The following is a 22,943-nucleotide window of genomic DNA, read 5'->3' as shown; positions in this document are numbered from 1 at the left end:
AAAGTACGAAAGCAGGCTTGCGCTAAGCCGCATGCCCGCGAATGGGACACGGGCGGGACAGGAAACGACGGGGCGGATCAGTGACGGCGCCGCAGGCCAGCATCACCAGCATCGAGGATCTGCGCCGTCTGGCGGCACGGCGCGTGCCGCGGATGTTCTACGACTACGTGGATGCCGGCTCCTGGACCGAGCAGACCTACCTCTCGAACGCCGAGGACCTCGCGCGGATCAGGCTGCGCCAGCGCGTGGGCGTGAACATCGCCATGCGCAACCAGCGCTCGTCCATGCTCGGCGAGCCAGTCACGATGCCCGTGGCGCTGGCGCCTACCGGGCTTGCCGGCATGCAATGGGCCGATGGCGAGATCCTGGCGGCCCGCGCGGCAGAGCTGTTCGGCGTGCCCTTCACCCTCTCGACCGTCAGCGTCTGCTCGATCGAGGACGTGGCCGAGCACACGACGCGCCCCTTCTGGTTCCAGCTCTACATGATGAGGGACCGCGCCTTCATGGAGCGGCTGATCAGGAGGGCGCACGCGGCAGGCTGTTCGGCGCTGGTCCTGACGCTGGACCTTCAGGTCCAGGGGCAGCGCCACAAGGACATCAAGAACGGCCTCTCGACGCCTCCCAAGCCGACGCTCCGGAACCTCGCCGACCTGGCGAGGAGGCCCGCCTGGTGCCTCGCCATGCTGCGCACACGGCGCCGGACCTTCCGGAACATCGTGGGGCATGTCGAGGGGGTCGGGGACGTCTCGTCGCTCGCCCATTGGGTCAGCGCGCAGTTCGACCAGACGCTGAGCTGGGATGACGTGCGCTGGGTGCGGCGGCTCTGGGACCGCAAGCTGATCCTCAAGGGAATTCTCGACGTGGAGGACGCCCGCATCGCGGCCTCGACTGGCGCGGACGCGCTCGTCGTCTCGAACCATGGCGGGCGACAGCTCGACGGTGCCCCCTCGTCGATTGCCATGCTCCCGCGGATCGCGGAGGCGGTCGGCGGGAGCATCGAGGTGCTGTTCGACAGCGGCATCCGGTCGGGGCAGGACGTCCTGAAGGCGCTCGCGCTCGGGGCCAAGGGCGTGATGATCGGCCGCGCCTTCCTCTACGGCCTCGGTGCACTCGGCGAGGACGGCGTCACCCGCTGCCTCGAGATCATGCACCGGGAGCTGGACCTGACGATGGCGCTCTGCGGCATCACCGACATCGCGGATGCGGAAAGGGTCATTCTGCCGGTGCCGGACAAGGACCTGATCCGGCAGCTCGCGTGAAAACGGCATCGTCGGCCGTCGGTGCGGCCGGCTCTGGGAGGTCACAAGATGGACAAGATGTTCGGCGACTACGAGATGCACCCCGGCAGCGGCGTGAACCCGCCCTATTCGCCGGCCTATCCGGTGGAATGGGAATGCGCGCTGCGCACGCTCGAGGTGATGACGCGGGTCGATCGGAGGAAGACGGAGGCCCTGCTGGCCGACACACCCTTCGAGCTCGTCAACGATCGGGTGGCGTTCCGCTTCATGGCCTCGCCCGGGCATACCCTGTCGCTGCACAACGGCCGGATGTTCGACCTGATGGTCACCGTCCCCGTGCGCTACGAGGGGCTTTTCACCCAGACCCACATCTACATGTACTGCAGCGATCCCATGGGTATCGCTGCGGGGCGTGAGCTCTTCGGCTACACGAAGAAGGACTGCACCTACCGCTTCGACGAGACCCCCAACGGCGCGATCGAGGGCTGGGTCAACCGGCGCGGCGGCCAGCTTGCGGACTTCTCCTTCGCGCCGGACCCGACGGCCCCGGTCGTGCGGCTCGTCGACGGCGCCGAGCAGCCGGCCGGCGAGATCCATGTGCGGCGCCTGCCCCATCCGGAGCGTCTCGAGACCGCCTATGCCGACGTCGTGTACCGGCGCACGCCGCTCTCCTATTCGGCGCCGGTGCCGGGCTACGCCGCCATGAAGCTCCACCCGAGCCGGTTCGATCCCCTCACCGCGCTCGAGCCCGAAATCCTGTCGGCGCAGTTCATGGTGTCCGACGTCTATGGCGGCGGCTTCGCCGTGGAAGACCGGCGGCTCCTGAAGCGCCTGATCCCCTAACTCCCTGATCCCCTGACTCGCTGATCGCCGACCGCCTGATCCCGGCCGACCATGTTCGCCGGACCTGAAGAGAGAACAACCATCGGGAGGACCACGAGATGAACGCGGACATCTTCGACAGCGTCAGGCGGATCGGCCGGCTGGGCACCCTCGCCCTCGCGGGGGCGCTTGCCCTCGCCGCAGCGCCCTGGGCTGCCTCGGCGCAGGACGCGAAGCCGCTGCGCATCGGCGTGCTCACCGACATGTCGAGCCTCTACGCCGACGTGACGGGCAAGGGCTCGGTCCTCGCGGCGCAGATGGCTGTCGAAGACTTCAATGCTGCCGGCGGCAAGCTGAAGGTGGAGGTCATCGGCGCCGACCACCAGAACAAGGCGGATATCGCGGCCGCCACCGCGCGCCGATGGATCGACCAGGACGGCGTCGACGTGATCGTCGACGTCCCCAACTCCGCGGTGGCGCTCGCGGTCGGCAACATCGTGCGCGACAAGAACAAGGTCATGCTGGCGTCGGGCCCGTCGTCCTCGGACCTGACCGGCAAGGCCTGCTCGCCCAACACCATCCACTGGACCTACGACACCTACGCGCTCGCCACCGGCGCCGCCACGGCCGTCGTGCAGTCCGGCGGCAAGACCTGGTTCACCCTGACGGCCGACTACGCCTTCGGCCATGCCATGGAGCAGGACGTCAAGAACGTCGTGGCCCGCAACGGCGGCCAGGTCATCGGCAGCGTGCGCGCCCCCCTGAACACGCCGGACTTCTCCTCCTACATCCTACAGGCGCAGACCTCGCAGGCCCAGGTGATCGGCCTCATCAACGCCGGCGGCGACACCATCACCTCCATCAAGCAGGCGGTGGAGTTCGGCGTGCCCCAGGGCGGCCAGCGCCTGGTCGCGACCGTCCTCTACGTCACCGATGTCCACTCCCTCGGGCTCGACGTCGCCAAGGGGCTGCAGTTCACCGAGGCATTCTACTGGGATCTCAACGACGAGACGCGCGCGTGGACGAAGCGCTTCGCGCCGCGCAACGAAGGCCGCTATCCCAGCGCGCTCCATGCCGGCGCCTACGCTTCGGTGCTGCACTATCTCCGCGCCGTGGAGGCCGCGGGCGGCAGCGCGGACGGCGCCGAGGTCGTCGCCAGGATGAAGGCGCTGCCGACCGATGATCCGCTGTTCGGCAAGGGCAGCATCCGCGTCGACGGGCGCAAGGTCCATCCGATGTACCTGTTCCAGGTGAAGATGCCGGCGGAATCCAGGTATCCCTGGGACTACTACCATGTCCTGCGGACGATCCCGGCCGAGCAGGTCTGGCGTCCACTGAACGAAGGCGGCTGCCCCCTGGTGAAGTCGTGAGCGTGGCGCTGGTGACGGGCGGGGGCGGTGGCATCGGACGTGCCATCGCCCTGCGGCTCGCCGCTGGCGGCGCCGACGTGGCGGTCGTCGACCTGGACGGCGACCGCGGTGCGCAGACCGCCCGGCTTGTCGAGGCCATGGGACGCAGGGCCCTCTTCCTGAAGGCCGACGTCTCGCGCAGCGCCGAGGTCGAGGGCTTCGTCGCAGCGACCGAGGAGCGTCTGGGGGCGATCGACGCATTCGCCAACAATGCGGGAGTCGAAGGCGTCGTCGCTCCCATCTTCGACTATCCAGACGAGGTGTTCGACCAGCTCATGGCCGTGAACGCGAGGGGCGTATTCCTCGGCCTCAAGCACGTCCTCGGCCGCATGCGCCGGCGCGGGACGGGGGCGGTCGTGAATACCGCCTCCAGCTCGGCCGTCCGCGGCCGGCCGGGGCTCGCAGGCTACGTTGCGACGAAGCACGCCGTCCTCGGGCTCACGCGCGTCGCCGCGCTCGACGTCGCGGGCACCGCGATCCGGGTCAACGCGGTCCTAACGGGCCCGATCGAGACGCGCATGATCCGCGCGCTCGACGCCCAGGCCCGGAAGGACGGCGGCATCCGGCGGGCAGCCATGTCCGCAGCCTACGGACGGCCGGAGGACGTGGCGGGGGTCGTCGCCTTTCTCCTGTCGGCGGAGGCGGCGCATGTGAACGGCGCGGCCTGGGCCGTAGACGCAGGCGCGACCGTCGCCTGAAACGTGCCGGCGATCCGGACCCAGACGATCGCCTATGCGGAGGCAGCGTGCGCATCGGCCAGTCCTGGGGCGGTCGGCTCCGTTCCGGCGCTGCCCGCAGCAGTTCCACTCAATCCGACAACGCTCCGGTCCCGAGGCAATGGCCGATTGTTGCCCGGGGCTGGCGTGTGGCGATCGGCGTGGACTTTCCCGTGGGGCGGGCCGAGACCGTCACGCGAGGCTCGCGGCCGTTTCCATGCGCGCGAGGTCCTGCCGTGCCGCGGCGTTCCCGGGCTCCAGCTCCAGGCCGCGGCGCTGGTGATGCAAGGCACCGGCGTGGTCGCCGATTTCGGTCAGGACCCCGGCGAGGTTCAAGTGCAGCTCGGCCGATTCCTCCTGGAGTGCGACCGCGCGCTCCAGCGCCCGCCTTGCCTCTGCCGGGCGTCCCATGGCGCGTGCGACCAGACCGAGATTGGCGCTGATCATCCAGTTGGCCGGCCGCTGCGAGGCGGCGCCGGCCAGCAGGTCGAACGCCGCCTCCGCATATCCCAGGCGCCATGCGGTGACGCCCGCGAGCGCCGCCTCCTCGGGCGTCAGGCTGCCGCGGGACAGCGTGTGCTGCAGCAGGACGCGCGCCTCGTGGTCCTTCCCCTTGCCGAGCTGCTCGACCGCGAGGTCCAGCAGGACGCCCGCGGCCTCGGACGCGTTGTCGACGATGCCGTAGACCACCCGCGCGTGCTGGCGGTCGGCCTCTCGGTTCGCGACGACGAAGGCGGGATGCTCGAGCTCCGCCGGAAGGGTGCCGCAGGGCCGGTTGGCAAGCGGGCTGTCGTGCGGGGTGTGGGTGGCGTCCGGCCTGGCGAAGCCGATGTTCGACACAAGGTTCACGGAGGGGACGATGTTCAGCAGGCCCTGGGCCATCAGCGCAAAGCTGAGCTGATAGTCCCAGGTGAAGTGCGGGTCGGCCTGGATGCGGCGGAAGATCGCCTTCCAGTAATGGGCCACGGGGGGATCGAACAGGTTGTCGAGCACGCCCTCGCGCTCGGCCTCGGCCAGGCGCGCGACCCGCCAGTCGTAATGGCGCCATGTGCGCCGCCAGGTGGCCCAGCCCCAGATGAAGGGATAGCGTGAGAAGAAATAGCTGCCGGGCGGCCGGAAGTCCTCGGACAGGTGATAGTTGCCGCTGATCACGCCGATGCGGGGATCGTCGGCGTAGCGGTCCAGCATCTCCTCGCAGAAACGGAAGAAGTCGGGCCCGGCCAGGCAGTCATCCTCCAGGATGATGGCGCGATCGACGGTCTCGAACACCCAGTCGAGCCCGGAGGACACGCGCAGCCCGCAGCCGAGGTTGGTATCCGAGAAGTTCGTCAGAACCCGGCAGTCCCAGTCGACGGCGGTCGCGATGCGCCGGGTCTGCTCGCACAGCTCGGCCTCGCCGGGCCGGTCTGCGCGCGGACCATCCGCGACGACCAGCAGCGTCCTGGGCTTCTGGGCGGCGATGCGCGCGAAGACCTGTGCCGTCACGTCAGGGCGGTTGAAGACGAGCAGCGCGATCGGCGTATCCATGAAACCCTCACGAGGCCGCGGCGGGCCGTCCCGGGCCGAACCGGCCGCGGCACTTTTTCCCGTGCGCTTTGGAGGGATATCACGCGGTGTCCCGGGCCATCAAGGAAGCCACCCGGCGGCCAAGGATCGTCACAGGTCGCACGCCGGGCCGCTCCCGCCGGGCGGCCCGGTCCGCGTTGGCCGACGCGCGCCTCAGGCGGGTCACCTCAGGCAGGGCGGGGCGGGTTGCGCAGGTACCAGCGCCAGGCCGTGCCCACGATGGTCTCGACGTCCTCAAAGCGCGGCCGCCACTCCAGCAGCTCGCGCGCCCGGGTTGAATCGGCGACCAGGACGGGCGGGTCGCCCGCGCGCTTCGGCGCCATCTCGACGGGGACGGCGGAGCCGGTGACGCGGCGCACGGCCTCTATCAGGGTCGCGACCGAGGTGCCCGCGCCGCTGCCGAGGTTCAGCGTCAGCCCCGACCCTCCGGACAGCAGCCGGTCGACGGCGGCGCAATGGGCCTGCGCCAGGTCGGAGACGTGCACGTAGTCGCGCACGGCCGTGCCGTCGGGGGTCGCGTAGTCGGTGCCGAAGACGCGGAAGGCGGGCCGGTGCCCCATGGCGGCGAAGAGCAGCAGCGGGATCGCGTGGGTCTCCGGATCGTGTCGCTCGCCGAGCTCGCCGTCGGGGTCCGCGCCCGAGGCGTTGAAGTAGCGCAGCACGACGGTCCGCAGCCCATGCGCGCTGCCGAAATCGCGCATCATGGTCTCGGCCATGACCTTCCCCGCGCCATAGGGATTGATCGGCGCGATCGGATGGTCCTCGGTCAGCGGCACCGCCTGCGGCGTACCGTAGACGGCGGCCGTGCTGGAGAAGACCAGCGCGCCGACGCCGGCCGTCCGCATCGCCTCAAGCAGGGAGAGGGTGCCGCGGACGTTGTTGTGGTAGTAGCGGCCGGGGTCGCTGACGGATTCGCCAACGGAGATCGAGGCCGCGCAGTGGATCACGCATTCGATCCCGTGGCGGGCCAGGATTTCCTCCAAGGCGCCGGTGTCGTGCAGCGACGCGACCTCCAGCGGCCCCCAGCGCACGGCGTCCCTGTGCCCCTGGGAAAGATCGTCCAGCACCACCGGCCGGTGGCCGCGCGCGGCGAGCGCCTTGGCAACATGCGATCCGACGAAGCCGGCGCCGCCGGTCACGAGAACACCCGCCATCTCACCCCACCCGTCGTTGTCAGCGCTGCGCCCGCGCGGATGCGCGGGCCGGGCACAGCTTCGCAGCCCGGCGCCGCGACGCCAAGGCTACAGCCGGGTGTTCCAGGCAGCCCGTTCGGGGTGCAGCCGCGCCTCGCCGGCCGTCAGCTCGCCCCCTTCCTCGGCCAGGCGGTCGAGCTCCTCGATCCGGAGGAGGGCGAGCGCCCGGTCTCCGAGGCCAGCGCGGAGCTGGCCTGCATCGCGCCCGCCGAGGGTCACGGGCGTTCCGGGCGGCGGCATCGGCCCCTCGACGCGAACCGGTACCAGGCGCTTCTTCACGAGGCCGCGATAGCGGGTCCGGGCCGTCAGCTCCTGCCCGACGTAGCAACCCTTGTCCCACGCAACCCCGTCCAGGGCGTCGAAGCCGTTCTCCAGCAGGATGGCCTTCTCGACCTCCATGTCGCCGCTCCCCTCGGGCACGCCGAGGCGTAGTCGCAGCTCCTGCCACCTGTCGGCCGGCAGGGCCGGCAGGCCCGCCGCGGCAAGGGCGGTGGTGGCCTCCTCGCGCGGCAGAATGGCGCGGGCGCCGAGCGCCGGCAGGCGCGGGTCGACGAAGGCGATGCCGGCATCCAGGGGACGCGCCGCACCCGGCTCCTCGGCCGGAAGGCCCAGCGCCTCGGCGGCGCCCTGCCCGAAGGCTGCCGCGACCGTCAGGGTGGCGGTGACGTCCTCGATGGTAACCTTGGCGCGCAGGCGATAGATCTTCAGGCGGCGCATCAGATCGTCGCGCCGCTCGGCCTCGCAGTCGAGCAACAGCGTCTCGCCCAGGCCCACGACAAGGAAGTCGTGGAGATACTTGCCCTGGGGCGTCAGCAACGCCGACCAGACCGCGCGGTCGGGTCCGGCGCGACGCATGTCGTTGGTCACCAGACCCTGGAGGAACTCAACGCGTTCCGCGCCGCCCACCGCCAGCACGCCGCGGCCCTCCAGCATTGCATAGCCCCTGTCGCCCTGCGCCATGATCGTTCCCGGTTTCCCGCAGCAGGTCCCAGAGGTATGCCGTCCCGGCGGGGCCGGCAAGGGTGCGGAACGAGGACCCGGGCCCGACCGTTCGATCTGCGGGCGTCGATCCGAGGGGCAGGGCGCCGCGCGCCCTTGCGCGCGGGCCGGCCCTGCATATCTCGAAACCGCCCGGCCGGGCCCGCCGCATGGACGTCCAGGCCTGCCTCGGGAGGGAGAGTTGTCGATGAAGATTGCCCGGATCGCCGTCCTCGCGCTCGCATGCGGCCTTGCCGCTCCTCAGCCCGTCCTGTCCCAGACTGCACCGGTCCCCACCTTGGCGCCGATGCTGCAGGAAGTGACGCCCGGGGTCGTGAACATCGCCGTGCGCGGCCGCGCGCCGAACCAGAACCCGCTGTTCAACGATCCCTTCTTCCGGCGCTTCTTCGATCTGCCCAACATGCCGCGTCAGCGCGAGACGCGCTCGAGCGGGTCGGGCGTGATCGTCGATGCCCGCCGGGGCTTCGTGCTCACCAACAACCATGTGGTGGAGAACGCGGACGCGATCGAGGTGACGACCAAGGACAACCGCCGCTTCCAGGCCCAGCTCGTCGGGCGTGATCCCGGGACCGACATCGCCGTGCTGCGCATCCAGGGCGCGAACCTGACGGCCGTGCCGCTGGGTGACAGCGACCGGATCGAGGTCGGCGATTACGTGGTGGCGATCGGCAACCCGTTCGGGCTCGGCCAGACGGTGACCTCGGGGATCATCAGCGCCCTCGGCCGCAGCGGCATCGAGGTCGAGGGCTACGAGGACTTCATCCAGACCGACGCTTCGATCAACCCCGGGAATTCCGGCGGGGCGCTGGTCGACCTCCGGGGGAGGCTGATCGGCATCAACACGGCGATCCTCGCGCCGAGCGGCGGCAATGTGGGCATCGGCTTCGCCGTGCCGGTCAACATGGCACGCGCCGTGATGGAGCAGATCGTCGAGTATGGCGAGGTGCGCCGCGGCCGGATCGGCGTGGCGATCCAGGACCTGACACCGGATCTCGCCGAGGCGGCTGGCGTGTCCCTGATGGAGGGGGCGGTGATCGGCGGCGTCGAACCGGGCTCTCCCGCGGAGCGCGCGGGACTGCGCTCGGGCGACATCGTGCTGGCCATCGACGGCACCCCGGTGCGCAGCGCGACACAGGTGCGCAACCGAGTGGGGCTCAAGCGCGTTGGTGAAAGCGTGGCCATGACGGTCGAGCGCGGCGGCAGCCGTCGCGAGATCGCCGTCCGCATCCAGGAGGCGCCGCGAGCGGCGCGCCAGTGACGGCCCGCAGCGGCGGGCCCGGGAGTCCGGGAACTTTACAGCCGCGTCTCGTCGGCGTGAATAAGTATTTGATTTTACGCGATTTTTGAGATTGGCACAGTTTTAGCTTTTCTCCCCGCATGGCCGGCCCAGCCCGGGCGGCCCTCTAGGGGAGGACATCATGACCAAGCTTCGCACGCTCGCCATCGCCGCCGGAATGTTCGCGCCGGTGCTCTTCGCCGGGTCCATGGCCGAGGCCGCCATCGTGGCCGGCACCTCGGGCGGTGCATTCTCGAACCTTTCGGGCTGCACCTACGGCGAGACCTGCAGAATCTCCGACACTCAGGCGAACGGCCAGAACACCATGGTCGAGTGGGGTTACCAGGGTGGCTGGTTCCCCTCGGCTGGCTCGACCCTGACGGCGGTCGACCGTACCTGGAATGTCGCCACTGACGCCAACGACGTGATCCTGGCGGAGCTGGTCTGGACCAACCGCGCCACCTCCTCCAGCATCACGCCCGACGACTTCAACGTGAAGTACACGCTGTCGATCAACTTCACGCAGCCGAACGCCGCGGGCGATGTCGAGGCCTTCTCGCTCGAGATCCTGAACTCCATCAACCCCCCGGGCGACAAGCTCTTCGGCCTCACCCTGGCGGACCTCTCGAACCTCTCGTTCAACCTGAACGGCATCCTGGTCTCGGATCTGAAGTACAGCCTCGCCGGCGGCGATCCGGGCAGCCTCAACGGCCAGGCCTGGTTCAACCCCGAGGGCAAGACGTCGAAGATGTACATCACCGCGGACTTCAAGGCGGTGCCCGAGCCCGCGACGCTCGCGCTGCTGGGCGCCGGCATCGCCGGCTTCGGCGCGGTGCGGCGCCGGAAGGCAGCGGCCTGACCGGCGGCCTCGGGCAGGCGGCAGGCGTACTGCCCGAGGCCGGAGATACCTTGCCAAGGTACGCGGGCCGGAGCCTTCGGGGTTCCGGCCCGCCTGTCCTCGCGGGAGAGCCCGATGCCATGTGAAGCGGCCCCTATAGGCCCGGGCCCGGAGCCATGCTATAGCGCCCGGCCAGGAGGAGCTTTCACATGGGCATTCAGATCGAGGTCGCCCCTGGCGAGCTGATCGACAAGCTGTCGATCCTCGAGATCAAGCTGGAGCGGATCGGGGACGAGGCCAAGCGGCGCAACGTCGCCATCGAGTTCGACATCCTGACCCGCGCGCTCGAGGAATCGGTCGAGGACAGCCAGGCGCTGAACGCGCTGCGCGCCGAGCTCAAGTCCATCAACGAGGCCCTGTGGGTCATCGAGGACGAGATCCGGGAGTGCGAGCGGGCGAAGGATTTCGGCCCCGAGTTCATCCGGCTCGCGCGCGCGGTCTATCACACCAACGACCGCCGGGCCGAGGTGAAGCGCCAGATCAACGATCTCCTCGGCAGCGAGATCCGCGAGGAAAAGTCCTACGCGCCCTACGATCCGTCAGGCCCCGGGGCGTAGCCGCTCCTCCAGGTAGGCCATCACCCGCTCGACGCATTCCTCGATGCCCAGCGCGGCCGTGTCGACGACGAGCTCCGGCTTCTCGGGCTCCTCGTAGGGCGCGGATATGCCGGTGAACTCCGGGATCTTTCCTTCGCGCGCCTTGCGGTACAGGCCCTTGGGGTCGCGACCCTCGCAGGTGGCGAGGTCGGCCTGCACATGGATCTCGTGGAAGGCGTCGCCGGCCGCTTGGCGGGCCCGGTCGCGGTCGGAGCGGTAGGGCGAGATGAAGGCCGTCAGCACCACGAGCCCGGCATCGGCGAACAGCGCAGCCACCTCGCCGACCCGGCGGATGTTCTCCGCCCGGTCCTGCGGCGAGAAGCCGAGATCCGCGCAGAGCCCCGCGCGCACGTTGTCTCCGTCCAGCACGTAGGTCTGCACGCCGCGGTCGAAGAGCCGCTTCTCCAGCCGCATGGCAAGGGTCGACTTGCCTGCGCCCGACAGGCCGGTCAGCCAGACCACGGCGCCCTTGTGCCCGTTGCGGGCGGAGCGCAGGTCCCGCGTCAGCAGGTGGTCGACCTCGTGGATGTTCGTGGCCTTGCGGACGGTGAGCTGGCGCTGGTCGGGATAGCCCTTCATAGAGATCACGCCCCCGGCCACGGTGTCGTAGACGTCCACCAGGACGCAACGGCCCGTCGCCGGCGTGCGGCTGCCCTCGTCCAGGGCAAGCGTCTCGCGCGAGCGCAGGACGACCTCCGCCACCTCGTTGGTGCGGACTTCCTCCGCCTGGCCGGAGCCCAGGGACTGCGTGTCGATGACGCGCTCGATCGCCTCGACCCTGACGCTCGCCTCGGCGGTGGCGAGCTTCAGCTTCAGCTGCTTGCCGGCGCGCAGCGGCTCGCGGCCGAGCCAGAACAGATGCGCCCGGAACACGTTCGAGAGCATCGGGGCGCTTTCGGCATGGCTGAGCACGTCGCCGCGCTCGGCGAAGATCTGCTCGTCGAGGGTGATGCCCACGCATTGTCCGGCGCGCGCCTCCACGGGCGCCGCGCCCGGCCCCCAGTGCTCGATGGAGCGGATCCGGGCGGTGCGGTTGGTCGGCGAGAACAGCACCGTGTCGCCGACGCCGAGACGCCCGGTCTCGATCCGCCCCACCAGGATGCGCCGCTCGTCGAACTTGTAGACGTCCTGGATCGGCAGGCGCAGCGGCTGGTCCACGGGGCTGGTCTGGGGCGCGAAGCGGTCCAGCACCTCGAGCAGCGTATCGCCCTCGTACCAATCCATGCTTGTCGCGCGGATCGCGAGATTCTCGCCATGGCGCGCCGAGACCGGCACGATGGCGCTGGCCGGAACGCCGATCTCGGCGAGATAGGCCTCGATCTCGCCCCGGACGGCGGCGAAGCGGGCCGCGTCATGCGCCACCGCATCCATCTTGTTGACGACCACCACCACCTGCCGCAGCCCCAGCAGGCGCAGCAGATAGGCATGGCGGCGGGACTGCTCGCGCACGCCCTCCTGGGCGTCGACCACCAGCACCGCCGCGTCGGCCTGCGCCGCGCCCGACACCATGTTCTTCAGGAACTCGCGGTGGCCAGGCGCATCGATGATCACGTAGTCGCGCAGCGCGCTCTTGAACCAGATCTGCGTGGTGTCGATGGTGATCGCCTGGTCTCGCTCGGCCTGGAAGGCGTCGAGTACGAAGCTCCACTCCAGCGGCATGCCCCGGCGCTCGGACACAGCTCTGAGCTCCTCGACCTTGCCGTCGGGCAGGGAGCCGGTGTCGTGAAGCAGCCGGCCGATCAGCGTCGACTTGCCATGATCGACGTGGCCGACCACCACGATCCTGAGCTGGTTGCGCTCCATCGATCCAAACTCCCGGTAACCGAGACCTGCTATCCACCGGGAACGCCACGCGCAGCGTTCCCTCCATGGGCCTGCGCGCGCCGGCCCGTCCCGATCTGATTACCAGCCCGGCCGCCAGAATGAAGGGGAAACTGGCGCGGGACGGCATTTTTCCCGGCGAACCGGCACGTGACCCCGCAGCGTCGGAGATACAGAGCTAATAGTTCCTTAACCGCAGCTTCATAGCCTTGCCAGGGGAGCGAGAGGAATACCCGGTGTCCGAGAACCGTCCGCATGTGCCATTCATGGATCTGGCCTGGCAGTGGCGCGTGATCGCCGAGGCGGCGCGGCCCGACATCGAGCGGACCTTCGAGACCAGCGCCTTCTGCCTCGGCCCCGCGGTCGAGGCGTTCGAGCGCCGCTTCGCGGACTATCTCGGCGTCGCCTACGTGGTGGGCGTCAACTCGGGCACATCGGCCCTGCATCTGGCGATGATCGCCGCCGGCATCGGCCCGGGGGATGCGGTTCTGCTGCCCGCCCATACCTTCGTGGCCACGGCCTGGGCCGTGCTTTATGTCGGCGCGCGGCCGGTCCTGTGCGATGTGGATGAGGATAGCGGGCTGATCGACCTCGCCGATGCGGAGCGGAGGTGCGATCCCACGGTGAAGGCGATCATGCCGGTGCATCTGTACGGCCGGGCCGTCGACATGGACGCGGTCGGAGCCTTTGCGGCGCGCCGTGGCCTGGTCGTGATCGAGGACGCCGCCCAGGCACAGGGGGCGGAGTGGCGCGGCCGCCGTGTCGGCGGCCACGGCTATGCCGGCTGCTTCAGCTTCTATCCCGGCAAGAACCTGGGCGCCGCAGGCGAGGCGGGGGCGATCGCCACCAACGACGCCGAAGCGGCGGCACGGATGCGTTCCCTGCGCAACCACGCCCAGGGCGCCCGCTACGTGCACGACGAGCTCGGCTTCAACTACCGGATGGAGGGGCTGCAGGGCGTCGTTCTCGGCCACAAGCTCCGGCATCTCGACGACTGGAACGCGCGGCGCGGCCGGATCGCGGGGCTGTACGACGAGATGCTGGCGGGCCTCCCGCTCGTCAGACCCGGGCGCGTGCCTGGCCATGTCTGGCATCTCTACGTCGTCCGCACGCCCGAGCGCGACGCCCTCAAGGCATGGCTCCATGAACGGGGCATCGAGACGGGTCTGCACTATCCGGTGCCGCTGCACCGCCAGCCCTGCCTCGCAGGGCTGGGACACGGGGCTGACGAGTTCGCTGTCTCCGTGCGCTGGGCGGAGCAGTGCCTGTCGCTGCCCATGCATCCTGGAATGGCCGACGTTCAGGTCCAGGCCGTGACGGAAGCTGTCCGCGGCTTCTATGGGCGCGGCTGACGCCCATGCGCCTGCCTGACTTCATCATCGGCGGTGCTGCCCGCTCGGGAACCACCTGGCTCTACCACGCGATGGATGCCCATCCGGGCATCGCCCTGGCGAAGCCCGTCAAGCCCGAGCCGAAGTTCTTCATCGACGAGGACCGGTACGGGCAGGGGCTTGGATACTATTCCCGGAGCTGGTTCGCGGACCTGCCGGAGGGTCTGGTCACAGGCGAGAAGAGCACGAACTACCTGGAATCGCCGCAGGCCGCGGCGCGGATCGCCGACGCGCTCCCGGAGGTCCGGATGATCTTCGTGCTCCGCGATCCCGTCGACCGCGCCTACTCGAACTGGCGCTGGTCCGTGCAGAACGGGCGCGAGACCGAGAATTTCACGGAGGCGCTCGCTCTCGAGGCGGAGCGCGACGCGGCGGCCAGCGCGGCGGGTGATCGGGTGAGAGCCCACGCCTATTTCTCGCGCGGCCTGTATGCCGACCTGCTGGCGCCCTTTTTCGCGCGCCTCCCGCGCGAGCGGATCCTCGTGCTGCGCTACGAGGACATCGCCGAAAACCCGGGGGCCGTCGCCGCGACGGCTCACGGCTTCGTCGGCGCCCGGCCGATGCCCGAAGTCGCCCGTGACCTCGGGCGCATCAACGAGGGGGCCGTCGCCCGGGAGGAGCGGGTGCTCGCCGCCGCCCGTCCGGCGCTAACGGCGCGGTATGCCGAGCCCAACCGGCGCCTGTCCGCGCTGCTGGGGCCGGATTTCAGGATCTGGACCTGAGCGATCCGCAGCGCGGGCGACCCGCGGGCCGCGATGACGCCTACTGGGCGGCCGCGACGCGGCGGAGGCTTGCGTCGAGCGCCTGCTGGGCACGCTCCAGCGTGCGCACGACGCGCAGGCCCATGTCCGCTCCCATGATCGGCTGCTCCTCGCCACGGATCACGCGCGCGAAATGCTCGACCGCCGCCGCCAGCGGTTCGTGGCGCGGCAGGCGCGGCGAGAAGACGTCGCCTGTGCGATAGTCGGGAACGATGATCGACCGCTCACTCGGCGGCTGGAAGCTGATACCGCTGTTGTAGACCTTGAGTTTCTCGTCCGGGTTCAGGTCGTCCCAGACGAGCATCCGCTCGTTTCCGCCGATCACCATGCGACGGACCTTCACCGGCGACATCCAGCTCAGGTTCAGGTGGCAGACGGCCTGGCCGAAATACATCGTCAGGTAAACGATGTCGGGCAGGTCGGGGTTCACGTGGCAGTAGCCGGAGGCTTCCACGTGCTGTGGGTCCATCCCAAGAAGATGGTCGAGGATTGCAAGGTCGTGCGGCGCGAGGTCCCACAGAACGTTCACGTCGGGCTGGAAGAGGCCGAGATTGACCCGCATGCCGTCGATATAGCAGATCTTTCCGAGCTGACCCGAAGAGATCGTGGATTTGATGGCTTGGACGGCACCGGTGAAGAGATACGTGTGATCGACCATCAGCGCGCGGCCGGCGCGGCGGGCGCGTGCCGTCAGATCCTCGGCCTCGAGGCTCGATGTGCACATCGGCTTCTCGACGAGAACATGCTTGCCGGCGTCGAGTGCCATGGCGGCAAGCTTGTAATGCGTACTGACCGGCGTCGCGATCGCGATGGCGTCGATGTCGGGCGACCGTATCAGTTCCTCGGCATCCTCCACGATCCGGAGGGGGCGTCCAATGTTGGCCCCTGCGGCCCGACGCGCGGACTCGCTGCGGTCCGCGGCCGCGACCAGCGTATAGCTTGAGCTTGCGGAAAAATTCCGGACGAGATTTGGGCCCCAATAGCCAAGACCGGCAACCGCCACCCTTATGCTCAAGCCCGTCTCCTCTGCCTAAATTTGACCGAAGGTGGCCATTAACTGGCACTTAACCGCTTTCTAGCCACGATCCCTGCCGATCTGTGGAGAGTGTGCTGCATGGTCCTTCAACAACTCGTTAATCTGCGTTGCCCGGCCTGTGCGCCTGCAGGGGGAGGGGCGCTGAGTGAGGTGGCGGGTGACCTCGCCTGCAATGACTGCGGGCAGACCTATCCCGTGGTCGAGGGCGTTCCGGTCATGCTGACCGAAGCCACGGACCACTTCGGCCTGCTCAAGGAAATCGCGAATACGAGGGGGAGCAATGGGACGTCAGCTTAACCTGCTGGTCGATCTTCCCCGCAAACCGCCGTCGGGAAAGCCGAAGGCGTCCGAAGACGACGTGCGCCTGGCCCAGCAACTCGGCGAGGCCTATTTCGACGGGACGCGCGAGCAGGGCTACGGCGGTTATCGGTATGACGGGCGCTGGCGCGCGGTGGCGCGGCGCATGGCGGCCCATTATGGTCTGGGGAAGGGGAGCCGGATCCTCGATGTCGGCTGCGCCAAGGGTTTCCTGGTCAACGACTTCCTGGAGGAGGTTCCCGGTATCGAGGCCATGGGCGTGGATATCTCGCTCTATGCGCTGACCCACGCGGTGGAAGGGGCGAAGCCGCATCTTGCCCTGGCCAACGCTGCGAAGCTTCCCTATCCGACCGGCCACTTCGATCTCGTAATCTCGATAGGGGCCCTTCACAACATCCTGGATCCCAAGGGCGCCAAGGCCGCGCTGGCCGAACTGCAGCGCGTCTCCCGCGGCCCGGGCTTCCTGGTGGTTGGTGCCTGTCGGAACGACGAGGACCGCGCGCATTTCACGGTGGCGCAGTCCGTCCTGTCCCCTGATGACTGGGTGTCATTGTTCGAGCAGGCCGGGTACACCGGGGACTATGACTGGTGGTTCCCCGCCGGGTGAGCGTCGCGAGCGCCGAGCGGCCCGCCCGTCTTTCCGGCGCAACCGCATAAGGATCCCTGGTCCCACCGCCTTGCGCGGCGGGACCAGTGCGCCACCGAAGGGCAAAACCGAACCGGGCAGGATCCGGGATAGCCGGTGTGTGTCCGTGACTGGAGGGCGCCTGAAAGGGAAGGGGGCGAGTGCGGCTCAGCGCGATCGTGGCCAGGGGGCGACCGATTGGCGCCATTTCCGCGAGACGTCACCCATCAGCAGGCAGGGCAGCTGTTCGGATACGAGCCTGTCCAGCAGGTCGAGTACCAACGTGCGGATCCCGGGGCCGTCATGGCGCGCTTCGAGCAGCCGTGCACTGTCGTGATAAAAGGATTTGGTCTCTAAGTAATGCGCGTTGTCGCGCGCATTGATGAAGACCATGTTCGGGTGCAGCTCGATGATCTTCAGGCCGGGTTGGTCGAGTTGCAGCGCTGACGCATCGAAACCCGTGGCGCCCGTCTTCAGGTCGAAATGATCGTTGTAGTAGACGGGCATTTCGAGGACGCCATACTCCTTCCAGATCGGGTGAAGGCCGTTCGTCAAGGGCAGGGCGTAAGTTCCGTCATATAGAAGGCCGAGCGTGGAATAGATTTCCAGGATCTGGGAATCGTAGAACAGGCTGTGGCTTCGCACGCCCTGCGCCTCGGGGGCAAAGGTCTTCGTGATCTCGAGAACGCGTCGGTAGATGTACTCCTCGGCATCGGGCGCCCCGGCGGCGATCTCCTCTCGGATTCGGCGCATGGTATGCCCATTGCGGCGGTAGTTCGGATGGAGGCCACGCTCATGGCCGGACCCTACATGCACACCGTCGTGGGTGCAGAAGAAGGTCGCCGGCAGTCCGCGCTCGTCGAAGAGCCGGATGAGGTCCTGCAGCACGTCGGCCGCGGCCCACTCGACATCGACGCTGAGGCAGACGGTGCGCGGATCGAGGTCCTTTGGCCAGTCGGTCGGACCCATCATGCTGCTCCCTCCAGACGCCGGCGAATAAGGTCGAACCAGATCGCTTCATAACGGGCCACGCTTCGCCAGGGCTGGCCGTAGACTTCATGCACCTGGCGCTGGCAGGCCTTTCCGAGCTCGGTCCGGAACGCAGCATCGCTGCCCAGGCGATCAACGAGGCTGATGAAGGCGTTCCGATCGCCCAGCGGGACGCGCAGCTCGGGCAGCTGCAGCACCATCCCGTTGTCGCCGTGATCGTTGTGGTCGTAGAAGATCATGGCCGGCCGGCGGAAGCCGATGCACGGCTTTCCGAGCGCCATGGCTTCCGCCAGTGTTGCACTCCCGCCGATCGGGAAGGTGTCGACGACGACATCGGCCAGGGAGATGAACGACAGCGGCGTCGGGGTCCAGGGAAGGAACCGGATCCGCGTCAGCACGTCTTCGGGAGCGGAAAGGGGAACCTGGGGCGTGGAACCGTCCGGCGTTCCTGGACCGATCGCGACGAACCAGGCATCCGGCCGCCGCATCAGCGCGCCGGTGATCATGTCCCAGTATTGTGGCGAGGCGAACTTGACCGTGCGGCCGCTTGCCGCAATCACGAAGGCATCTTCGGGGACGCCGATATCCCGCCGGCTTGCCGGGTGGACCGAGGCGAGGTCCGGCAATTCCATCTCGTGCGGGATATGGGCGCATTCGCACGGACAGTCGAGCGCGTACTCGGCGCGGCGAAGAATTGCAAAGTCAGTTTCCGGCGACGTGTAGATCGGTATCTGCCCTTGGACCAGCGCGACGTTCACATGAGCGGGGCGCAGGGACTGGACGAAGTAGAGTGCCGTGGATGCGAGCACCGCCGTCGTGAAGAGGATGTCGGCGCCCCAGCGCGCGATGCCGTGGCCGAGTGCGACGAGAGCCGTGTCGCCTGCGTCCGATGGCGCGAACTCGACCGCGACGCCCTGTTCCGCGGCGCGCGCAAGCTCGGCGAGGGAGGAAGGCGAGACTCGCTCCCGGGGGACGGGCACGTAGAAGCGCAGGTCCACGCGGTTGCGGTCGTGATGCGATGCGAACGCGACGGCCTCGCGCGTGATGATCGAGCCCACATGGTCCGCACCGTAGATGAGTATCGCGACTTTGAGACGGCGACCCTCGAGCGGCTCTATGGGGCGCCTCGGGCAGGCCCACCTCTCGGCGAGCGCGCGCAGGGATGCCAGGGCGTCCCAATCGAATTCGTACCAGTTGTCGTGCCCGTTGATGGCACGAAAGTGGGTGTAGTGGTCGAGGAGCCCGATCGTAGCGCCGATCTGCCCTTCCCTTGCCGTCCGTCGCGCCGCATCGCGCAGCGACTTCCGTTTTGCCTCGAGGTCCTGCCCGAGCGTCGCATGAAACAGGTCGAGAAGCTGGGGCGCATGCCGAGAGAGGGTCCATGCGCGCTCGGCGAAACGGCGCGCGTCGGCAGCCCTCCCGCTGGCAAGAAGCGAAAGAGCGATCCGTGCATTATTGGCGATACGTTCGCCCGGCGGGCCCACTGTCAGATGCAAGGCCATGTCGTCGGGCGATACGGGGGCGCCCGACTGGAGCCGATCCAGAATTTCATCCAGGGATGGAGGAGGGGCTGCAGGTTCGGGGCCGCTCATTCCGGCATCTTCCAGTTCGCGACGTCTGCTTCGAGCATTTGCGAGGGATCGGGACGGTGCGCCCGGAACCAAGACACATAATCGCGCAGGCCATCGTCGAAGCCGACACGAGGGGCGAAGCCGAGGGTCTCCGCAGCGCGCTGCGTGCCGGCCGTCAGCCGGTAGACGTCGCCGGGGCGCGGAGCGGCGAAATCCACTGCAAGATCATTGCGGCCACAGGCGCGGATCACCGCTTCTGCGACCTCACGGACCGTGACGAGGCGGCCGTGGCCGATATTGACGGTCCGGCCGGTCAGCGCCGCGCAGTCCGCCGCAAGGCGCAGCCCGCGCGCCGTGTCGGTCACGTGCGTGAAGTCGCGCCCCTGGCTCCCGTCGCCGAAGACCACCGGTGGCAGGCCATTCAGGACGCGGATCACGAAACGGGGGATCACCTCGGCCATGTCGCCGCGGTCGTGCTCGCGCGGGCCGAAGGCATTGAAAGGCCGGACGACCACGGTCGAAAGGCCGTAGGTCTGCCCGTAGGCCAGCGTGTAATGCTCGCCGGCGAGCTTTGCCGCTCCGTAGACGGTAACGGGAGCGCAGACGGTGCGGTCCTCCTCGAGGATGCCGTCCGAGGCGTTGCCGTAGACCTCCGAGGACGAGCAGTAGACGAAGCGGCCGATCCCGTGCCGCCGCGCCGCCTCCAGCGTCAGCAGCGTTCCGGTGGCGTTGACCTCGTGGTTCTCCACGGGCCGGCCGAGCGAACGCCGTACCGATTGCACCGCCATGTGGAAGACGGCTCCGCAGCCCTCCATGGCCGCGTCCAGCGCATCCTGCCGGAGCACCGATCCCTCGATCAGCCGGACGTCGCCGCGCGCCTGCGCCTCGGCCAGGTTCTCGCGCTCGCCGGTCGAAAGGTCGTCCAGGACCGTGACGGCCCGTCCCTCCGCAACGAGCTGGTCGACCAGGTGGCTGCCGATGAACCCGGCGCCGCCGGTGACGAGGATGCGGTCACCGCTCATGATGCCCCCGCAATCCGGCGCAGCATGGTCCGCGCGGGCACGCCCGCGACGGTCGTCCCTGGCGGCACGTCCTCCGTCACCACGGCGCCTGCGCCCACGAGGGCGCCTGCGCCCACGGTGACGCCGCACAGGATCACGGCGCCGCTGCCGACGGAGGCGCCGCGGCAGATGCGCGTCGTCTCCATCGTCCAGTCCTCGGCCGTCTGGAGGCGCCCGTCCTTGGCCGCCCGCGGATGGCGGTCATTGATGAACATGACGCCGTGCCCGACGAAGACCTCGTCCTCGATGGTGACGCCCTCGCACAGGAAGCTATGGGACGAGATCTTGCAGCGCGCTCCGATCTCGACGCCGCGCTGGATCTCGACGAATGTCCCGACCTTCGTGTCCGGGCCGATGCGGCAGCCATACAGGTTGACGAGGCTCGGATGGGGAATCGCGACGCCATCGGCGAGGACGACGTCGGGAGCGATCGGCATCAGGCCGTCTCCATGGTGGGGGCGAGGACTTCCCGAAGGGCGGCAGCGACCCGGCGCTGGTCGTCCGCGCTCAGGCGGTGGTGGATCGGCAGCATCAGCCCCTGGTCACGCCACGCCACGCTCTGCGCCAGGGCCGCGCAGGCGCGTTCCTCCGAACATCCGCAGCCGTAATGCCCGGTGCAGCGCCAAGTTCCGCTGGGCCAGGCCGGTTCCAGATGCGCGCACATGACACCACGCCGCGTGCTGATTCCGCGATCCAGCAGCGCCTGCATCACGCGTCGCTGGTCCTGGCCGCCGCTGAGGCGGACGCAGTAGCTCTGCCAGTTCGTCCGTGCCCAGGACGGCTCACGGGGCAGGTCCAGGCCGGGGATCCCGGCCAGCAGATCGGCGTAGCACGCGGCTTGCTCCCGCCGCAGCGCCAGGAAATCCGGCAGCCGTGCAAGCTGCACCCGGCCGATGGCGGCCTGGATGTCGGTCATCCGGTAGTTGTAGCCGACTTCGTCGTAGCTTTCGAAGACGACCTCGCGCGAGCCATGGCGCGCCAGGTCGTTCACGCTCATCCCGTGCTGGCGGAGCAGGCGGAAGCGCCGGTCGAGTTCGGGATCCGCGGTCGTCAGCATGCCGCCGTCGCCCGTGGTCAGCATCTTGCGGGGATGGAAGGAGAAGCAGGCGACATGGCCGAGCGGACGGCCGATCCGCACCCATTCGCCGTCCCTCAGGATCTCGCTGCCGATGGCGCAGGCCGCATCCTCGATCACGGGGACGCCACGCTCCGCCGCGATGGCGAGGATCCTGTCGAGATTGCAGGGAAGGCCGATCTGATGCACGACCAGGATGGCCCGGGTGCGGGGACCGATGGCGCGCGCGACCTGGTCCGGGTCGATGTTGCCGCTGTCGGCCTCGACATCCGCGAAGACGGGGATCGCGCCCACGTACCGGACGGCGTTGGCCGTCGCGATGAAGGAGCTGGAGACCGTGACGACCTCGCTCCCCGGTCCGACGCCCAGCGCGGCCAGGGCCAGATGGAGGGCGGTCGTGCAGCTGGAAACGGCACAGGCATGGGGCGCGCCGACGAAGGCGGCGAACTCCCGCTCGAAGGCGGCGACCTCCGGTCCCTGGGTCACCCAGCCCGAAAGGATCGCGCGGCGCGCGGCCGCCGCTTCCTCTTCGCCGAGCTGCGGGAGGGACATCGGGATCGAGGGCGCGGGAATGGGAGGCGCGGGGATCAGGGGCGCGTGTGTCCGGTCGTCCGTATCCGGCATCATTCCCTTCCGGAGGCTCTGCGCCGAATCCGACGGGCGGCCGGGAAAAGTGGCCGGGCCGCGATGCGTTCCATTCTCCGGGCGAAAGGTAAATGCATCGTAAAACGGCCCGCCGACGCCCTCCCGGACGAGCCTTCGCGCGGCGCAGGGGCCTTGCTGCGCCCCTTACATGTACCCGCTGGAACGCAGGCGTTCGAAGCTGTCCTCGGCCTCGTGGTCCATGGCGCGGCCGGCCCGCTCCGAGACCTTCGTCGTCTCCAGCTCGGCGATGATCTCCTCGATGGTCGAGGCGGTGCTGGCGACGGGGAAGGTGATGTTCTTCTCGCCGAGGGAGCGGTAGCGCTTGCCTTCGCGGGCGAAGTAGAGCGGCACGACGGGGATGCCCTCCCGCTGCGTGTAGCGCCAGATGTCGATCTCGGTCCAGTGCAGCAGCGGGTGGATGCGCACGTGGGTGCCCTCGGGGAACTCGGTCTTGTACTGGTCCCAGAACTCCGGCGGCTGGTCGCGGAAGTCCCAGGCGCCGTCCAGCGTGCGCGGCGAGAAGACGCGCTCCTTGGCGCGGGTGGCCTGCTCGTCGCGCCGGATGCCGGCCAGGATCCCGCGGTAGCCTTGCTGCAGGACCTGCTTCAGCCCCTCGGTCTTGCGCGCGGCCGCCCGGGTCGCGGGCGGCAGGGTGGGGTCCATTTCGCTCTCGGGCGGGCAGTCGTGGACGATCAGGTTCAGCTCCCACTCGGCGGCGATGCGGTCGCGGAAGGCATAGACCTCGGGCAGCTCCATGCCGGTGTCGAGCTGGATCAGAGGGAAGGGGACGCGCCCGAAGAAGGCCTTGCGGGCCATCCACAGCAGGGCGTTGCTGTCCTTTCCGATCGACCAGAGCATCGCCAGCGGATCGACACGCGCGAAGGCCTCCCTCAGGATGTAGATGGTCCGCGCTTCTAGCTGATCGAGGTGTTGCAT

21 protein-coding genes are annotated in these 22,943 nt (G+C 68.8%); 10 read left to right on the top strand and 11 right to left on the bottom strand.

Going from position 1 to position 22,943, the window contains the following annotated elements:
• Nucleotides 1–80: 80 nt before the first annotated feature.
• The 4 genes from JUB13_RS04900 to JUB13_RS04885 all read left to right on the top strand — a co-directional run bounded on the left by JUB13_RS04900 (nucleotide 81) and on the right by JUB13_RS04885 (nucleotide 4,167).
• Nucleotides 81–1,259, top strand: coding sequence for an alpha-hydroxy acid oxidase (locus tag JUB13_RS04900; RefSeq protein ID WP_328702866.1), 1,179 nt, complete (start codon nucleotides 81–83; stop codon nucleotides 1,257–1,259).
• Between the two features lie 48 nt (nucleotides 1,260–1,307).
• Nucleotides 1,308–2,081, top strand: coding sequence for an acetoacetate decarboxylase family protein (locus JUB13_RS04895; RefSeq protein ID WP_207477614.1), 774 nt, complete (start codon nucleotides 1,308–1,310; stop codon nucleotides 2,079–2,081).
• Nucleotides 2,082–2,179: 98 nt separating this feature from the next.
• Complete coding sequence (locus JUB13_RS04890) at nucleotides 2,180–3,430, top strand: ABC transporter substrate-binding protein (RefSeq protein ID WP_207477613.1); 1,251 nt, start codon at nucleotides 2,180–2,182, stop codon at nucleotides 3,428–3,430.
• Nucleotides 3,427–4,167 (top strand): SDR family NAD(P)-dependent oxidoreductase, encoded by a 741-nt coding sequence (locus tag JUB13_RS04885; protein WP_207477612.1) that lies wholly within the window; start codon nucleotides 3,427–3,429, stop codon nucleotides 4,165–4,167. The genes JUB13_RS04890 and JUB13_RS04885 overlap by 4 nt, the downstream gene beginning before the upstream one ends.
• Before the next feature lie 210 nt (nucleotides 4,168–4,377).
• Here the strand turns inward: JUB13_RS04885 and JUB13_RS04880 are convergent, their stop codons facing one another.
• The 3 genes from JUB13_RS04880 to ygfZ form a co-directional block, all read right to left on the bottom strand.
• The gene (locus tag JUB13_RS04880; RefSeq protein ID WP_207477611.1) at nucleotides 4,378–5,712 is read right to left on the bottom strand and encodes a tetratricopeptide repeat protein; all 1,335 of its coding nucleotides are present in this window, start codon (nucleotides 5,710–5,712) and stop codon (nucleotides 4,378–4,380) included.
• Nucleotides 5,713–5,918: 206 nt separating this feature from the next.
• A complete protein-coding gene (gene galE / locus JUB13_RS04875) occupies nucleotides 5,919–6,905 on the bottom strand; it encodes a UDP-glucose 4-epimerase GalE (protein WP_207477610.1) in 987 nt (328 codons plus the stop codon).
• Between the two features lie 87 nt (nucleotides 6,906–6,992).
• Entirely contained in the window at nucleotides 6,993–7,904 is a 912-nt protein-coding gene (gene ygfZ, locus JUB13_RS04870; protein WP_207477609.1) for a CAF17-like 4Fe-4S cluster assembly/insertion protein YgfZ, read from the bottom strand.
• A gap of 226 nt (nucleotides 7,905–8,130) precedes the next feature.
• On the opposite strand from ygfZ, the gene JUB13_RS04865 reads away from it, so the two are divergent.
• From JUB13_RS04865 to JUB13_RS04855, 3 genes are all read left to right on the top strand, one after another.
• Nucleotides 8,131–9,201 carry a Do family serine endopeptidase gene (locus JUB13_RS04865; protein ID WP_207477600.1) on the top strand — a complete coding sequence of 357 codons (1,071 nt, stop codon included), beginning with the start codon at nucleotides 8,131–8,133 and terminating at the stop codon, nucleotides 9,199–9,201.
• Nucleotides 9,202–9,361: 160 nt separating this feature from the next.
• Nucleotides 9,362–10,078, top strand: coding sequence for a choice-of-anchor K domain-containing protein (locus JUB13_RS04860; protein ID WP_207477598.1), 717 nt, complete (start codon nucleotides 9,362–9,364; stop codon nucleotides 10,076–10,078).
• A 188-nt stretch (nucleotides 10,079–10,266) separates the two neighbouring features.
• Entirely contained in the window at nucleotides 10,267–10,674 is a 408-nt protein-coding gene (locus JUB13_RS04855) for a DUF6165 family protein (protein WP_207477597.1), read from the top strand.
• Here the strand turns inward: JUB13_RS04855 and cysC are convergent.
• Nucleotides 10,657–12,516 (bottom strand): adenylyl-sulfate kinase, encoded by a 1,860-nt coding sequence (gene cysC / locus JUB13_RS04850; protein WP_207477595.1) that lies wholly within the window; start codon nucleotides 12,514–12,516, stop codon nucleotides 10,657–10,659. The two genes, JUB13_RS04855 and cysC, sit on opposite strands and share 18 nt — an antisense overlap.
• 254 nt (nucleotides 12,517–12,770) lie before the next feature.
• Here cysC and JUB13_RS04845 point away from each other — a divergent pair, with 254 nt between their 5' ends.
• Nucleotides 12,771–13,886 carry a DegT/DnrJ/EryC1/StrS family aminotransferase gene (locus JUB13_RS04845; RefSeq protein WP_207477593.1) on the top strand — a complete coding sequence of 372 codons (1,116 nt, stop codon included), beginning with the start codon at nucleotides 12,771–12,773 and terminating at the stop codon, nucleotides 13,884–13,886.
• Between the two features lie 5 nt (nucleotides 13,887–13,891).
• Nucleotides 13,892–14,647, top strand: a complete 756-nt coding sequence (locus JUB13_RS04840) for a sulfotransferase family protein (protein WP_207477592.1) — start codon at nucleotides 13,892–13,894, stop codon at nucleotides 14,645–14,647.
• Nucleotides 14,648–14,687: 40 nt separating this feature from the next.
• On the opposite strand, the gene JUB13_RS04835 is transcribed toward JUB13_RS04840, so the two are convergent.
• Nucleotides 14,688–15,689: a Gfo/Idh/MocA family protein gene (locus JUB13_RS04835; RefSeq protein WP_328702884.1), complete on the bottom strand. Its 1,002-nt coding sequence runs from the start codon at nucleotides 15,687–15,689 to the stop codon at nucleotides 14,688–14,690.
• A gap of 313 nt (nucleotides 15,690–16,002) precedes the next feature.
• Between JUB13_RS04835 and JUB13_RS04830 the strand changes: the two genes are divergently transcribed.
• The gene (locus tag JUB13_RS04830) at nucleotides 16,003–16,647 is read left to right on the top strand and encodes a class I SAM-dependent methyltransferase (protein ID WP_207477590.1); all 645 of its coding nucleotides are present in this window, start codon (nucleotides 16,003–16,005) and stop codon (nucleotides 16,645–16,647) included.
• A gap of 186 nt (nucleotides 16,648–16,833) precedes the next feature.
• Here the strand turns inward: JUB13_RS04830 and JUB13_RS04825 are convergent, their stop codons facing one another.
• The 6 genes from JUB13_RS04825 to cysD all read right to left on the bottom strand — a co-directional run bounded on the left by JUB13_RS04825 (nucleotide 16,834) and on the right by cysD (nucleotide 22,943).
• A complete protein-coding gene (locus tag JUB13_RS04825) occupies nucleotides 16,834–17,637 on the bottom strand; it encodes a polysaccharide deacetylase WbmS family protein (RefSeq protein ID WP_207477589.1) in 804 nt (267 codons plus the stop codon).
• On the bottom strand, nucleotides 17,634–19,247 hold the full coding sequence (locus JUB13_RS04820) for a tetratricopeptide repeat protein (RefSeq protein ID WP_207477588.1): 1,614 nt from the start codon (nucleotides 19,245–19,247) through the stop codon (nucleotides 17,634–17,636). Before JUB13_RS04820 ends, JUB13_RS04825 begins: the two co-directional genes overlap by 4 nt.
• Entirely contained in the window at nucleotides 19,244–20,248 is a 1,005-nt protein-coding gene (locus JUB13_RS04815; protein WP_207477587.1) for an NAD-dependent epimerase/dehydratase family protein, read from the bottom strand. The genes JUB13_RS04820 and JUB13_RS04815 overlap by 4 nt, the downstream gene beginning before the upstream one ends.
• Entirely contained in the window at nucleotides 20,245–20,724 is a 480-nt protein-coding gene (locus tag JUB13_RS31980) for an acyltransferase (protein ID WP_207477586.1), read from the bottom strand. Before JUB13_RS31980 ends, JUB13_RS04815 begins: the two co-directional genes overlap by 4 nt.
• A complete protein-coding gene (locus JUB13_RS04805; RefSeq protein ID WP_207477585.1) occupies nucleotides 20,724–21,986 on the bottom strand; it encodes a DegT/DnrJ/EryC1/StrS family aminotransferase in 1,263 nt (420 codons plus the stop codon). Before JUB13_RS04805 ends, JUB13_RS31980 begins: the two co-directional genes overlap by 1 nt.
• A gap of 165 nt (nucleotides 21,987–22,151) precedes the next feature.
• Nucleotides 22,152–22,943 (bottom strand): sulfate adenylyltransferase subunit CysD, encoded by a 792-nt coding sequence (cysD, locus tag JUB13_RS04800; RefSeq protein ID WP_207477584.1) that lies wholly within the window; start codon nucleotides 22,941–22,943, stop codon nucleotides 22,152–22,154.

The organism is Arenibaculum pallidiluteum (assembly GCF_017355985.1).
GTDB lineage: Bacteria > Pseudomonadota > Alphaproteobacteria > Azospirillales > Azospirillaceae > Arenibaculum > Arenibaculum pallidiluteum.
The sequence above is the reverse complement of the archived record's forward strand: the minus strand, read 5'-3'. Positions and strand labels throughout refer to the sequence as shown.